This window comes from Niabella hirudinis (genome assembly GCF_051201075.1).
Taxonomy (GTDB): Bacteria; Bacteroidota; Bacteroidia; order Chitinophagales; family Chitinophagaceae; genus Niabella; species Niabella hirudinis.
On record NZ_JBPEHJ010000002.1, the window covers coordinates 680,549 to 695,653 of the forward strand.

Here is a 15,105-nt window from a genome sequence, read left to right on the forward strand (position 1 = left end):
TAATTTTTGAAAAGATCTTCTTATGTAAAATTACATGGATTTTTTCTAATTCCCTCATATTGCACAACACCTACAGCCAGCGATCAAGGTCGGTTTTAATCGTATTCAAAAATAGCTCAGAGGCGGCGCGCAGGTGCAATCAGCATATCTGTGGTGGTATCCGATGAAACCATACCTTGCATTGATGATCGGGTTATATGTGGGCACTTTTTTCCAAGAATTCAGATAGCTTCAATATTTGAATTCCCTGATAATTTTCTAAAACCAACAAATCCTTATCGCCAGTAATTAAAACATCGGCCATACCATCGAGGGCCAATGAAAGCAAAAAATCGTCTTTTACATCCCTACAAACCGCAACTTTGCTTTTTACGCTGACAAGATCTATATATGGGTCAAAGGCCTCAAGCATTTTATTTAAAGCACCTTCTCTAAAATACTTCTTGAGTTTGGGTTTGTTTATGGTGGCTTCAATTTCCTCTATAAGTTCAATACTCAATAAGATTGTTACTGCGCCCGAAAACAATATTGAATCCAGCCGGCTCAGGCTTTTTGATATAATAAAGCTTATCCACAGATTTGTATCGATTATGATTCGTAGCGGTTTATTTTTTGGCATGTCTTGCCTCTCTGATGTCTTCAACAATCGCTGTTATCTCATCCAGATCCGGCGCCGATTGAGCCTTCCTGCGCATTTCTTTTAAATAGGACTTTAATTTAGTAGCCGGCTCACTACGGACCCGTATTAGATCAAGTTCCTGCATACCTTTTATTAGCTTTAATGCTTTTGGATTGAGTATTTCTATTCTTAATGCTTCCATTAGTCAAATTTAAGACAAAACAAGTGCTTAGAAAACAATTTTCTCCTATTGATCTCCCCTGTTTCGGGTTAGTAGTACCGATTGTTTTTTACTTTTTGCCAGAAATCATAAGGGCCGTTGCAACAATTTTTACCATTACAACGCCGCCGGACATTTTTGTTGCGGAATTCAACCGCAAGGGGGCGCAAGGATCCCGCAAAGTTCGCCATGCGGTCATTTTCCCCGGTAATCGTTTGCGCTTTAATTTCACCGTATCGCAAACAGGTACTACATGTAACCCAGGCTTTGTTTTTGAGCCGCAGGATTGGAAATATAGTACCGCTATTGATTATTACACGAATCAAAAAGGCTTGCTGGATCTTGTGATTTAATGGTTAAGTTAAGGAACGCTTCTGCACAGGTCGGGAGACCATAAGTGTTCGAAACCTTGCGTGCCTTAATTTCGCACTATGACTGTTGGTAAACTGATAGGATTGATCCCCGAAGATATATTTCAGGAGCTATCTGTTAAGACGGGTGTGGATACCCAGGTAAAGAAGCTTTCAGGGGAGTTGATTTTCAAACTGATCCTTTTTTCAATGCTAAACGCTGATCGGTCAAGTTTGCGGGTAATGGAGCAGTACCTGCATTCCGGTCAGTTTAAGCTGTTTACTGGCTATGGCATATTGGAAGGTAAGTACAACTCAATCAGAGATAGGATATGCACTATTGAGGCCACTTATTTTGAGCAGCTTTTTGAACGTCTTTTCCTGATTTACAATAAGGAGTTGGATGAGCAAAAGAGCCTCGCCAGGGCTGATAGCACAATGGTGGGTCTTTCAGCAAAGCTGTTCAAGGTAGGCATGGAATACAACGACAATGTTAACCGGTTTGTAAAATTCAGTATTAACCTGAAAGGCAGTCTGCCGTCTGCAATAAAGATTTATACAGACAAGAAATACGCCAGTGAGAATCTGGCGCTTTCAGAAGTGATTGAGTGCGACGACAGCCTACAGGGTAATATCGTGGTTTTTGACAGGGGGCTACAGGCCAGAGATAGTTTCGACAAATTCACGGACAGCGACAAGATGTTTGTAGCCAGACACAACTCCAATATAGTATGTGTAGATGTAACGGAGACAAAAGTGAGGCCAGCTCCCGCGGGCGCTAATGTAACCGTTATTAGCGATAAGCTGGGAAGACTTTTAAACAGAAGAGGTAAAAAGACCAAACATATTTACCGGGTTATAAGAGCGACCGTCAATAAGACAGGAGAAGATATCTGTTTTGTTACCTCAATCAGGAATGAAGATGCTTACGTGATCGCCGATCTATACAGGCTGCGTTGGGAGATAGAATTATTCTTCAAATTTATTAAGCAATATCTAAATGCCAGCCATTTGGTTTCCAGGGACCTGAATGGTATCAAGGTGATGATATATATGACAATGATCGTAGCAATGTTATTAATCGTCTACCGAAAGCGAAATGGGCTGAAGGGCTTCAAAATACCAAAGCTCCGCTTTGAGTTGGAACTGGATACCGAGATAATGAAAGAAATCGTAGTGCTATGTGGAGGCAATCCTGAAATGGCACCTCATATCTTCAAATCAGGATAACAGGTTTCGAACACTTATGGTCGGGAGACCTGCGCAAGAAAGGAAATGCAGTCAGTTGAAACGGTATTGAATGACTTTTGATGAAAACAGTACGCATCCAATCAGGGCAAGCAAGATTCTGTGTATAGAGTGACGCATATATAAAAAAATTGATCATAGACTCATCTCCTGTATCAAAGGAATTTAGAATAAATGGTTTTTACCAACGGCGTCATTAACATTGATTTTAAAATTATGGCGCTACGTTGCTTAAATGTATCATAAAATCATTATTGTTAAAATCTATTGCGCTGCTATTCACCGATGTACTTGGCGCAAGAATATCCCAATAATTACTATATCCTGAAGAGTTCCTGATATTAAGACTGCAATTTTGGCTTACGCTAACCATAGTACTTATTGTATAAATACCTGACAAAATATATGCTGTTTTTGATTTAGTGGACGAACTTAACGAATGCGTATATTTTAACATTCCATTTTGGTAAAATCCGATTGTTATTACGGGATATGCCGTTGGCCCTTTAAACATACTACTTAAACTGACATTAATAATTTGAGGATATAAATACTGAATAGCTATTTTATCATAGCTGCTAAACCCAACACCATTGGGGTTGCTCACACTCTGACTCCAGGGGTTTCCATTACCGGCATAAATCGAGTCCAAAATAAATGAATTCGGATCAGGATTCGTATTTGCAGAAGTAGCGAACCCGGGAGTGCCTGGAATTTGTTTCAGATAATAGAAGCCAAACGGCCAGGATTCTGTGAAACTTGAATTGGGAATTTGATTTGTATGAAAAAGGCCAATTGCATGCCCCAACTCATGCGTTGTTAAAAGTGTAGCATATGCAACACTGGGATAACCTGATTCATAAGACAGATTTAAATAAACATGCTCTCCTGGTTTACCATTGTTAGGGTACCAGGCCATCCCACCAGACCCATTTTTGCCAAGATCTACCAAATGCACTTTTATATCGCTATAATTTGCAGTGGACACTTCTCTCATTTTTATTGCCGAATTAGGGATCAGTGTGTTAAAATTGTTGATTGCAGCTCTGACTGCATCCGAATACCGATCGATAACGGTTTGCGAATGGTTATTCGTGTCAACACTTATAAAAATCTTGATGTCGCCCTGATAAGCCGCAGCTATAGGGCCTGTTATTGTTGTGCCGCTGTCGGGTGTCGCTACTACCTGGCGACTGGTTGCTGAAAGCAGACTTGTTTTGTTAAAAATCATGTCGCCTCCTACAATAACATAGTCTCCCGAGTCCCTAACGCTGGCAGGAGTTACCCCTAATCGTCTCGCTATGAGCTGGATTATATTAGCATCTGAACCACTGTATATTTTGCCCGAGTGTTCCTTATTACAAGAAGGAGCAAATACGTTTACGATAAACAGCAAAAGCAATAAGTTTTGATTGATTTTCATATTCAATTATTTATTGTTAACAATGCCTCTCAACGAGGAAAGATGTTTTTAGCCTTTCATCGGATACAATTCAGTTTTAGCATGGCGTGTTCATTAATAGAATTTTTTTGTATTATTAAAAAAATACATATACCAATATTACGACAATATCAACAAACCAAAAAATAAAAACAATATATCCTGCGGCTTAAAATTGCTTAATATCAGGCGGCTCAATCAGGTTCACCCCTGGTCGTTGATTTTTAAAGAAAAAGCCGGCTCATCACCGGCTTTAACATTGAATGATTTGTTCTGGAACTATATTAATATTTAAATCGACCGGACTCCTCTAATGAAGAAAGAAAATACTGCCAATTACCGATTAAGAAGAGGCTGCCTTAAAAATCAGAGACAGCCTCTCCTTCATTATTCATGATCATAATTATCCCAATAAGGGTTTACACTTCGCAAATTTTGAGGAACCCAAAATATAGGTGTGGTAAAATTATCTTCAGCCTTATGCAGTTCGTAGTTGTCAGGATTATTGGTACGCTCCGATACCGGGTACCGCAACTTTTCAGGCAAAGGCTTCATTACTTTTCCATCATAGGTCAACGGATCTAGTTTGGGATGCCGGGTACGGCGCAGTTCTGCCCACAATTCATATGGGTACATTAGATTTAAATGTATATACTTCTGCTGCATGATGATTTCCATTTTTTCATCGAGTGAGGCCTTACTATTATACTTTGTCGCCAAGGTAGTTGCATAAATGTCAATGATACTTGCTGCAGGTTTTGCCGGCCTTAAAACAGCAAAAGCGCCCGGAGAACCTGTTGTTGTGGGGCTTTTCTGGTTCACCATATACCAAAAATCTGTTGAGTGGCTTACCGCGTCTTTCAAATAGTCCGATGCTGATTTTGGCGTAGTCGCCAGATTTTTTAATGCCACCTCCGCCAACAACAGATCCACTTCTGCTCTCGACATCATATAGACCGGAAAATTTTCGTTCCGATAAAAAGTTGCAAGATTATACAAGCTGCGGTAGTTCTGTTTAAGATGCGCATTGATATCCCCCGTTACACCACCGGTATAATACCGTTGTCCGGCAGTGTAACCCGGAGTTTGTCCATCGGCATTCATACTGACACCTCTGTATACAAGTGTATCGGGATCGCTCGCACCAGTGCTATATTTAGATGTTGCTGTAGGCATAGCAATTACAGGAAGACGTGGGTCATCAATGCCGGGCTGATAGGTAGTATCCCCATAGTTCATCCGCTTCATAATAATATCGGTAACAAAAGTACCAGCCCAAGCTTCAGAGATACCTCGTATCCACTCGCCGCCATAATTGCTGCCTTGTGCGTAGGGCAATTGCCAAGTAAAATCGGCGGCGGGAAAATTATTTTTTGCGATAAGATCCTGTATTTGTGTTTTTGCAGTAGCTTCATCAACCCCCGACAATCTTACAGCGTATCTTAAACGAATGGCGTTAATATACTGAACCCATTTATTTATATCGCCTCCAAAAGCAATATCCTGCACACCAAATGTTGCTTTTGCATTAGAGGACATCTTATCATACTGCCCAACAAGCTGCTCGGAAATGGTTTTTAGTTCATCCAACACACTAACATAAATGGATTTGGGGTCATCATATTTGGGAAAAAAGATAGATTCCTTTCCTCTAAAGGCTTCGCTATACGGAACGCTATTATAAAAATCTACCGTCATAAGAGCGTTATAGTCCTTCATTACTGTGGTTAATGCATAATAGATCTGATTATCATCTAAATCCTGTCCGCTTAATGCACCAATAGAATTCTTCATCGAAGCCCAGGCATTCATACCCACATAAAAAGACCCAAAGCGATTGTTGTACAATTGCCCTTCGCTCCCAAAAGCATTTACGCCGGATAAATCATCAAAATCTGCAAACCAATCGTACACATCATTTCTGATATATCGCTGTGCAATTTGAGAATAGCCTGCAACACCCATAGCCCCTGAACCGGCAATTTCCCACCACCATTCTCCATAATCCTGCACATATAGCTTCCAGGTATACAATGTTTTTGAAAAATAACCTGCATAAGCGCTACCAACATCAGAATATACCTCAGGATTGTAAAATTCTTTTTCTAATGTTTTCTTACAGGATGAAATCATTATAGAAAATATAGAAATTGCTATCAATATTCTTTTCATAACATGATTGTTTTAAAATTAAAAGCTAACATTTACCCCAAAAATGTACGACCTTAAAGAGGGGTAGAATGAATTTTCTATAAACTGCCCGGCACCCAGAGCGGATTCCACATCAATGTTGGGCACAGTTTTATACAGATACCCCAGGTTTCTTACCGATGCAGTGAGCATTACTTTTTGCAGTTTCACTTTTTGAGAGATCTTAGCAGGAATGGTATAACCTATTGAAATTTCCCGAAACTTGATATAGTCATTCTTAAACAATCTGTCTGGGGGCCAAAAGCCGCCTGCATCGCTGATAAAGGTTTGATAGTAGGAAGGCGCTGCCTGGATAATGTCATTTTTAACATAGGTTGTGCTTCCGTCCTTCGTTTGTGCTTTTACACCATCTAAAATAATACCATCGTGATAAACAATGCCTCCTTTCGCTGCGGCTGGCGCTGCCTGGTCATGTTCCCACGCTACTTTTTTTCCGGTAGTATTGTCGATATAATAGGCCAGGCCGCCATTTGCTTCATCTCTGCCAAACAGCGATTCCTTGGTTACCCCAAGCCCAAGCAGGTAATTGTTGGTATACGAAAAAATGGTGCCCCCAAACTTGTAATCCAAACCAAAATGAAAATTAAAGCCTTTAAAGAAAAAATCGCTATATAACCCACCAAACATACGCGGGTTAACCGTCTTCCCCTTAATATCGGTACGTACCTCAGCAAGGTCATAGTTACCATCGGCATCTACTATTTTATTTCCATTAGGGTCTCGGAGATAATCATAACCTCTGATCTGACCGGTAGTTTGTCCCTCTACCTGCCATATTTCGAACCCACCAATACTGCCTACTGACTTTTGTTTGAGTCCGGGATAGAGTTTTACAACTTTTGATTTTTGATTGGCTGTAGTGAATGTAAGCTCCCAGCGATATTTGTCGGTTACTATGGGGGCCCCCTTTACAAAAAGTTCAAATCCCCAATTTTTTTGATTTCCAGTATTTATACTTGCTGTATTATAACCCGTAGCAGGTGTAATGGGTTGCGATACAATTTGGTTATAAGTATTATTGGTATAATAAGAAAAGTCTAACTCAATTCTGTTACCCGTAAACCACCTTGTATTAAAACCCATTTCAAATTCCCTTTTTCTAAAAGGCACTATTTCAGAAAGAAATAACGCGGTGTTAGGGGAAACCGTTATGGGGCCAGTAGGGTATGGTATCTGACCAACAGAAACCCGGTCATTGGCAAAATAACGATCTGTTAAAGCAGTTGAAGGACCACCGCCTACATCGGCCCAAGAAAAACGAAGCTTACCAAACTGTAGTTTCGGTATCGCAATATTTTCGCTAAAGTTCCAGGTGAGGGATGCCCCTGGGTAGAAATAGCTATTGTTGGGCGCTTTAAGAGTTGAGTTCCAGTCATTTCTTGCTTGTAGCTCCAGATAATATATGTTTTTATACGATAGCGTGGCCGAACCAAGCATACTATATAAAACATCTGAACCTCTTTGAGTACCTAAAACTTTTCCTCTATCACCTGCGCTGGCCCAGCCCCGGGTATCCGCATTGTATATAGAGTACCAGTCGGGATATATCAAACCTGCATCGCCGGTTGATGCGTAAACGTAACTATCTTCCCGCTTTTGATAAGCGCCGCCGGCAAATGCAAACAAATTAAAATCTGCGATGTCTTTCTCATATTTAATCAGGCCCTGATAGTTTTGAACGGTACTATTCGTTTTGTTCCAACTATATTTACCACCAATTCTTTTAGGTGCTAATCTTATAATTTTATTTTCGGTAATTAAATCTGTGTTCGTATAATCAACAGACGCCTGACCTATAAAAGAAACATGTTTTGAAAATTTCAATGTCGATTTTACAGAACTGATAATATGAAACTTCTTGTCCCAGTCTTGGTTGTCATTTTGCTCCCATAATATCCCGGCAACGGCATTGGGCCAATAGCCGGGTGAGCTGCCCTGTAAACCATAGGGCTCCAAATCTCTTCTAAACCCATCCGGGGTCCGATAAAAATCTTTCATCCAATTATAATCGTAATCCCGGTTAAGTCCTGTAGCGACAAATTGTTGAATATTTGGCCTCCGGTTTACGGTATTTACACTATACAGGTTGTTGATAAATTCAAACGATGCAAAATCAGATACATTAAAATTTCCATTAAAACTAAGGCTATGTTGCTTTTGGTTGAAACCGGGTAAAATGTCCTGGTAATTATTATGCGTGTAGGATGCCCTTACGCTTCCCATAGACCCGCCACCAGCAATGGCAACGTTGGTTCTGTTTGAAATTGCAGTTCTGAAGAAATCAATAAAATTATCGGGATAAGCCTGATAAGTACTCATGGTACTATCGTACAGCATCACAGGAGCACCGTCAAATTTTGGTCCAAAGCTAAGGCGGCTGAGCGGCAGCCTTCTTGTCCTATTTCCACCCAAAGTAGCATATTGCGTATCTAAAACACTTGCGCCGGAGCCATATTCATTTTGAAAATCGATAAACGAAAAAGGTTTATCAACAGTTACCTGGTGGGATGCCTGGATACCCAGCCCGCGCGTTTTTCTACCGCTTTTTGTGGTAATTAGGACAACACCGTTCAGTGCCTGGCTTCCATATAAAACAGAGGCCTTGGCCCCTTTCAGGATTTCGATTGATTCAATATCCTCCGAGTTCAAATCGTTAATTCCCGAGCCGCGATCAAACGTGTTTAACGGATCATAACTTCTATCCACCATGTCCGTTTGTCTGTCGTAAATGGGCACACCATCGACTACAAATAACGGACGCGTATTGGCATTGGACTCCAAACCACCAGCACCACGGATACGTACATTTACACCAGCCGCCGGTCCACCTGAACCTATGTTGATACCTACACCAGCGGCCTTACCATATAGTGCAAGAAATGGATTAGGAGTAGCGCCTGCCTGTAAAAGTTCCTCTCCTTTAATGGTAGATGTGGCATAACCTAATGATCTTTTTTCCCGTTTTATCCCCAGCGCCGTTACCACTACCTCATCTTCCGCTTTTCCGCCCGAACCCGTCAGGGAAATGTCAACAGCCCCGCTCCCGGTAACCTTTACTTCCTGGTTTACGAACCCGATGGAGGAAACTTCCAGAACCGGGTTGCTTGTACCTACCTCAATAGAATACTTTCCTTCCGTGTCCGTTGAAGTTCCGTTAGTAGTGCCTTTTACGGACACCGTAGCACCCGGTACCGGCTTGCCTTCCGCATCGGTTACAACACCAGTTATTGTACGCTTTGTCTGGGCCAACAGGCTGCCGCAACTCAAAAGAAGGGCAAAGAATATCAACAATACGTGTTTCTTCTGCATTTTTCGCTCATTTAATCATTAAAAATTTGTTTGGTTTATAGGCCAATCGTAAACACAACAGTTTGCTAAAAAAGTCTTAAAGCAATGTTAATACAAAATTAATGAACTTTTTAAAATAATTAATAAGTATTTAGCCATTTTTTTTTGAAAAAATCTTCGTACGCCTATAAAACGGTTCTATTTAAGGGACAAAAAGGGGATTCCCCTACCCGGCAATTGCAGAAAATACATAAAAAAAGTTGCAGGCGATCCGGAAAACATCGTACATAATTCTACTGCACTTTGTTACCGGATCGCCTGCAACACCATAAAATAATCGGCGGCGGATGGTTCCAGGGCGATTGGTCCTTTTACCAATCCGGCCCTAAAAACAGAAAAGATCGTTGTTAGTTTCCACCGCCAAAATCCGGCGCCGTTTTATCATACCAGATGCGCTGCGTATTCAACGTGGGCACATCCTGGGCATTGGGCGTAAAGCCCTGATCAGCCAATGCTGCATTCCAGTTTTTCCGGTTCACCTCCCCGGGATCGTTGGTCCACCAGCGGCGTGGAATGGTTTGTGTAAACGGCTCGCGGGCATAGTAGGCCGATGCTGTTTTAGGGTATCCCGTACGGCGTACGAACACAAAGGCTTCACAGGCATTCCTGTACAAATTCAAATACTCCTGGATGTAAATACGCTCCAGGTCATTTACCCCGTTAAACTTTACATTGCTACCCGTAAGGTAACTGTTAATTACCGTAGTACCATCGCCCGTAAATCCTGTGGCTGACTGTGCTGCTACTGCAATACTATTCATGGTATTGATAGAGGAAGCCACCCCTTTCTTATACCAGTCTTCGGCAGTGCCATTTGTATTAACACCGGCGCCATAACCTTTCTGTATAAACTCTGCCACCTGCAGGCAGGACTCCGCATTGGTTACCATCACATCCGTGTAATTCCCCGTTTGACCATTCATTTTGGGAGCAAAAAACTTCCGGTTAATAGGCGAAATCATAAAATACTTGGCGCTGCCAATTGTTACTGCATTGCTGATGTAGGCCGCCACTGTAGGATTGGTGGTCCAGTCTGCCGGAGCCCCCTGGAACTGGATCAGCGGGTCGTTGATATCCATAAATGCCGGCGGCGTTACACTATTGCTGGTAAACAAGGATTTACTCACCCCATTGCTCTCAAAATAAATGGGCAGACGGGGGTCATTCGCCTTCTTTAAAAACCCGATGATGGAAGTGCTGCCATAGCGCACACTCCTGTAATTGACATCATTGCCAAAAGGCGAGAAAGTGGGATTGGCGTAGGTTAACTGCGCGTTATCATTATCAATCGGCCCTATGGCATCCTGCATTACCTGCTTGAAAATATCCTTTGTTTTTGCCTGGTTCTGATTTTCAAGCCGGGCGGCGATCCGCAGCTTGAGTGTATTGGCCAGCTTTACCCAATTGGTCCAGTTGCCTTTATAAAAGATATCGGCGGTACCTGGATCTACCTGGTTTGCCAGACCGGTATTGGACAAAACACCAATGGACTTGTCCAGCTCGGATAACCAGGTATTAAACAATGCTTCCTGACTGTCATATACGGGGCTGTAATTGGCTTCATACCGGCCCTGCTCCGCTTCACTATAAGGAATGGAGCCGTTCATATCCGTTACTTTAATGCCATGCAGCACCTGGATGATATAGGTAATGGCAGCTATCTTCTGGTAGTTGTCTTTATCCGCCTTTGCGCTGATCTGCCTCCGGATCTCAAACAGGTTGGGCAGGATCTGGCTGTAGTAAACACCGTATCGTGCATTTACGTTGTTTGTAATTTCGTAGGGACTGGCGCTCACATGCTGGGTATACCGGAACAACTGCTCCATTCCTTCCCAGATCCATTCGCCTCCATTATAAGTGGCCAGCTTATCCTGTGAGTAGGAGAGCAGGTATTTTACATCCGGAGTGGTAACAATGGTTGGATCCGTATTCAGTTCACCAAAGTTTTTTGTACAGGAAACGCCTGTTAAAAGCATTATGCCTGCAATTATATATTTAGATTTGAGTTGCATCTGAATTGAATTAAAATTAGATGATAAAATTAAAATGCTGCCCTTATAGTAAATACAAAGGTTCTTACCATTGGCAAAAATCCTTCCTCGCCGGAATACGCCGTGTTATTGGAGTTATTCGACTCCGGGTTAAAATTGTACGGCAATGTATTATACAGGTACATCAGGTTGCGCCCTACGGCAGATACAGACAACCCGCGCAATTTCAACTTCTCATAGATCCGGGGCGATACATTATAGGACAGGGCTACCTGGCGCATGGAGATCCAGGAGTTTTTCAGGATCCAGTAATCAGATACACCGGTAGAGGAAGAACCATAGCGATAAAAAAACTGTGGTGTATGCGTGGGTTCTACATACCCTTTTTTATACGCCTCTTCAAAGGTCATTCCACCTACATTTACTTTCGATCCATCCGGCTGCGTGATCTCTTGCCCCGGGGCAAACACACCCTCCACAATCCGGCCATCATCATAGGTAATAAATTTACCATCCTTATAATCATCGTATTTGGTGGTCCAGGTAATACCTCCGCTTTGTGCATCCCTTCCATAAACGGAATTGGGGAAGACCCCGGTGTGGGTACCATAGCGATAGCTGAGGGCTACAAAGTCGCCTCCGATCTTTGCATCCAGCAATACATTCAGGCTAAAGTTTTTGTAGGTAAACGTGTTATCCCAGCCGCTTCTGAACTTGGCATTGATATCACCCACGTCCTGCCAGGTATTGCTGCGGGCCGGGAAAGCCGCTCTGGCATCGCCTCTCCAGGCCAGTATGGGTAGCCCGTTTCTTGGGTCATCGATTGGTTTTCCATTTCCATCTACCGCCTGAAATGCATTGGAGTGGATTTGTGTACGAAGGGTGCCATAGGACTTGCCTACTACCGCCCAGGTGCTTATTTCCCCTATATTGGCTTTGAGGTCATATTCGGTCCTGCCGGGATACAGGTCCACAATCTTATTGCGGTTAACCGAGTATGTTAGTGCTGTATTCCATGAGAAGTTTTTGCCTTTCACCGGCGTACCGTCTATTGAAACTTCGATACCCTTGTTTTGAATATTACCGGCGTTAATAAATATAGTGCTCACACCCGATTCAACCGGTGTGGTGATATCCAGCAACTGGTTCCGGGTATTATCCTGGTACAGGCTTACATCAAATCCTACACGGCTTTTAAGAAACCGCATTTCCAAACCCAGCTCTTTTGCAATTTTGCGCTGCGGCTGCAAATTGGGCTGTAGTACCGAGCTGCTGCTATATGTTGATAGCGGTACGGAACCTCCGCCAACCTTGCTATACCCGCTAAACGCAAACCCCGGGTTAATTTTAAACGGATCCGTATCGCCGCCTAAGGCCGCAATATTGGCCCTGAACTTTCCATAGCTGATCCAGTCCGGTTTGCTTTCTTTAAGCATTTCCGTAAATATCCACGCTAAACTAACCGCCGGATAATTATAAAAATTGTTCCCGGTTCCATTGGAGTAGGTAAGGGCACTGCTCCAGTCGCCCCGCCAGGTGGCCTGCAGAAAAAGCATATTCTTGTAGGCTATGTCGGCGCTTGCATACAATGAATTCAGTGTTTTACGGTTTCTGATACCGGCAGAAGTGGTAGGCTGATCCACGGAGTTTGCGATAAAATAATTGCCGGGGTAACTGAGGCCTCCGCTGGTTGAACTGCTTTCAAAGGTAGTTTTGTAATGTTGCGCTTCCCCGCCGATATACCCGTTAATCGAAAGATCCGGGTTGATTTCTTTATTCAGCAACAGCATCCATTTCTGCATATTACTCTCCTTGGTCTGAAAGCCAAGTGAGTAGCTTCCCCCTGTAAAACCAAGACCTTGTCCCAGCTCCTTGGTTTCATTGCGGGTATAGATATTGTTGATATTTCCATCTAATACCAGGCTGGCCCAGTCTGTCAGTTTTAAGGTAAAGGCCACGCGGCCTCTCAGCATCTGCTCTTTCTGGATGTAATTATTTTCAAAGAGAGAGAACCAGAACCGGGTCTCCGGTGCCAGGTTGGTTTCGCCCGCCGTGGCCGGATTGGGTACCCCGCCAAACTTACTGGTGTAGTGCTCTTTTTGCATCCAGTATCTTGTATCATAGTTGCGGGGCATCATCCAGCTATACAGCTTACCAAAATTATAGGAGGCAAAGGCATCCGTACCGCCCAGGCTGGGGGGATTATAACCCGTAAAATCCGAATAGGCGGCGCTTACATCCATATCCAAAAAGCTGGTAAACTTATGAGTAGCCCTCAGATCAAAGGCATTTTTGGAAAGGCGGTTATTGCTCACCACCCCTTCTGCCTGGTTGTGGTTAAAGGAAAAACGGAATGTAGATTTATCGGTACCCCCATCAATGGCCACATTGGTATTATTGCCGATGCCTTTTTGAAATACATCGAGGAAATTGTTGGGCTGGGGTAAATATTTGGTCATGGTGCCATCATAGTTGATAACGTCCTGCCCCTGCATGCGGGGACCCCAGTTTTCCAGTTCGCGGCCAATACCCCTGTCAATATAAGGTTTGCCGGTTGCGGGGTCGGTGGGAAATACTTTCGTTATCCACCATTCCGTTGGTTTATAATTCGGATCTCTTGTATCTGTGAAAAAGTTGCCCACAGTACCGCCGCCAAATTCATTCTGAAAATCCGGCCCGGCATAAGGATCGGATATGCTTAGGGAATGATTAAAGGAAATGCCCACTCCTTTACGTTGTTTTCCCTTTTTGGTGGTGATCAGGATCACCCCGTTCACGGCTCTGGAACCATACAATGCCGCGGCAGACGAGCCTTTCAGCACCGAAACACTTTCAAAATCCTCCATATTGAGGTTCTTCAGATCATTACCAAAGTCCCGGCCTCTACCGCCAAACTGGTCATTATCCATGATCACCCCATCAATCACAAATATGGGCTGGTTGTTGTTACCCAGCGTGGAGTTACCCCGGATAATGATCTTGGAATTGGCCATTAATCCGCCGGCGCCACCCATATCTATCTGCACCCCGGCCACGCGCCCCTGCAGTGCATTGATGGGGTTTACCTCGTTGGTTTTAGCCAGATCACTGCCTTTTATTTCGGTAACGGAATATCCGAGCTGACGTTTCTGCTTGGAAATACCCAGGGCCGTTACGACCACTTCCCCCTCCGACTTCATTAATGATTTGAGGGTAATGGCCACTTCGGCGGAGCTGCCGGGTTTTACTTCCGTGGTTTCGAACCCGGCGGCACTTACAACAAGCGTAGCAGCAGCTCCAACGGTGATGCTAAACCGCCCCTGTTCGTCTGCCGCCACTCCGTTTGTGGTCCCTTTTTCAATAACGGAAGCCCCGGCAACGGCGGCACCCGCATCATCGGTAACCGCTCCCGTAACCGTATGTCTTACCTGGGCCAACAGACTGCCGCAACTCAAAAGAAGGGCAAAGAATACGGACAATACATATTTCTTCTGCATTTTTCGCTTATTTTAATCGTTAAAAATCACTTGGCTTATCAGGCTTTACAACCGAACCGTTTGGTAAAATAATGTTAATACAAATTTAATAAAGTTTTTAAAATAATTAATAAGTGGGGGCATTATTTTTTTACAACTGCCGCAGTCCGGTTTTCTCTATCTCTTTTATAACGGAGGGTGCCATTAAAAAAGGGTTGGCGA

At 43.2% G+C, this 15,105-nt stretch carries 9 protein-coding genes; 2 read left to right on the top strand and 7 right to left on the bottom strand.

From position 1 onward, the window contains the following. Nucleotides 1–193 precede the first annotated feature (193 nt). Nucleotides 194–619 (bottom strand): putative toxin-antitoxin system toxin component, PIN family, encoded by a 426-nt coding sequence (locus GGU45_RS06355; RefSeq protein ID WP_435223129.1) that lies wholly within the window; start codon nucleotides 617–619, stop codon nucleotides 194–196. After that, nucleotides 606–821 (bottom strand): hypothetical protein, encoded by a 216-nt coding sequence (locus GGU45_RS06360; protein WP_435223044.1) that lies wholly within the window; start codon nucleotides 819–821, stop codon nucleotides 606–608. Before GGU45_RS06360 ends, GGU45_RS06355 begins: the two co-directional genes overlap by 14 nt. A 23-nt stretch (nucleotides 822–844) precedes the next feature. Between GGU45_RS06360 and GGU45_RS06365 the strand changes: the two genes are divergently transcribed. Continuing rightward, on the top strand, nucleotides 845–1,192 hold the full coding sequence (locus GGU45_RS06365) for a hypothetical protein (protein WP_435223045.1): 348 nt from the start codon (nucleotides 845–847) through the stop codon (nucleotides 1,190–1,192). Nucleotides 1,193–1,270: 78 nt separating this feature from the next. Next, a complete protein-coding gene (locus GGU45_RS06370) occupies nucleotides 1,271–2,419 on the top strand; it encodes an IS4 family transposase (protein WP_435223046.1) in 1,149 nt (382 codons plus the stop codon). Nucleotides 2,420–2,651: 232 nt separating this feature from the next. Here the strand turns inward: GGU45_RS06370 and GGU45_RS06375 are convergent, their stop codons facing one another. The 5 genes from GGU45_RS06375 to GGU45_RS06395 form a co-directional block, all read right to left on the bottom strand. After that, on the bottom strand, nucleotides 2,652–3,860 hold the full coding sequence (locus GGU45_RS06375) for a M57 family metalloprotease (RefSeq protein WP_435223048.1): 1,209 nt from the start codon (nucleotides 3,858–3,860) through the stop codon (nucleotides 2,652–2,654). A gap of 405 nt (nucleotides 3,861–4,265) precedes the next feature. Beyond that, nucleotides 4,266–6,050 (bottom strand): SusD/RagB family nutrient-binding outer membrane lipoprotein, encoded by a 1,785-nt coding sequence (locus GGU45_RS06380; protein ID WP_435223049.1) that lies wholly within the window; start codon nucleotides 6,048–6,050, stop codon nucleotides 4,266–4,268. 18 nt (nucleotides 6,051–6,068) lie between these two features. Next, on the bottom strand, nucleotides 6,069–9,398 hold the full coding sequence (locus GGU45_RS06385) for a SusC/RagA family TonB-linked outer membrane protein (protein ID WP_435223051.1): 3,330 nt from the start codon (nucleotides 9,396–9,398) through the stop codon (nucleotides 6,069–6,071). Nucleotides 9,399–9,784: 386 nt separating this feature from the next. Next, nucleotides 9,785–11,449 carry a SusD/RagB family nutrient-binding outer membrane lipoprotein gene (locus GGU45_RS06390; protein ID WP_435223053.1) on the bottom strand — a complete coding sequence of 555 codons (1,665 nt, stop codon included), beginning with the start codon at nucleotides 11,447–11,449 and terminating at the stop codon, nucleotides 9,785–9,787. A 29-nt stretch (nucleotides 11,450–11,478) separates the two neighbouring features. Then, nucleotides 11,479–14,904, bottom strand: a complete 3,426-nt coding sequence (locus tag GGU45_RS06395) for a SusC/RagA family TonB-linked outer membrane protein (RefSeq protein WP_435223055.1) — start codon at nucleotides 14,902–14,904, stop codon at nucleotides 11,479–11,481. Between the last annotated feature and the right edge of the window lie 201 nt (nucleotides 14,905–15,105).

Bases quoted from the DNA above. Each gene is read 5' to 3' on its own strand.
- GGU45_RS06355 (WP_435223129.1), bottom strand. From the start codon at position 619: ATGCCAAAAAATAAACCGCTACGAATCATAATCGATACAAATCTGTGG.
- GGU45_RS06360 (WP_435223044.1), bottom strand. From the start codon at position 821: ATGGAAGCATTAAGAATAGAAATACTCAATCCAAAAGCATTAAAGCTA.
- GGU45_RS06370 (WP_435223046.1), top strand. From the start codon at position 1,271: ATGACTGTTGGTAAACTGATAGGATTGATCCCCGAAGATATATTTCAG.
- GGU45_RS06375 (WP_435223048.1), bottom strand. From the start codon at position 3,860: ATGAAAATCAATCAAAACTTATTGCTTTTGCTGTTTATCGTAAACGTA.
- GGU45_RS06380 (WP_435223049.1), bottom strand. From the start codon at position 6,050: ATGAAAAGAATATTGATAGCAATTTCTATATTTTCTATAATGATTTCA.
- GGU45_RS06385 (WP_435223051.1), bottom strand. From the start codon at position 9,398: ATGCAGAAGAAACACGTATTGTTGATATTCTTTGCCCTTCTTTTGAGT.
- GGU45_RS06390 (WP_435223053.1), bottom strand. From the start codon at position 11,449: ATGCAACTCAAATCTAAATATATAATTGCAGGCATAATGCTTTTAACA.
- GGU45_RS06395 (WP_435223055.1), bottom strand. From the start codon at position 14,904: ATGCAGAAGAAATATGTATTGTCCGTATTCTTTGCCCTTCTTTTGAGT.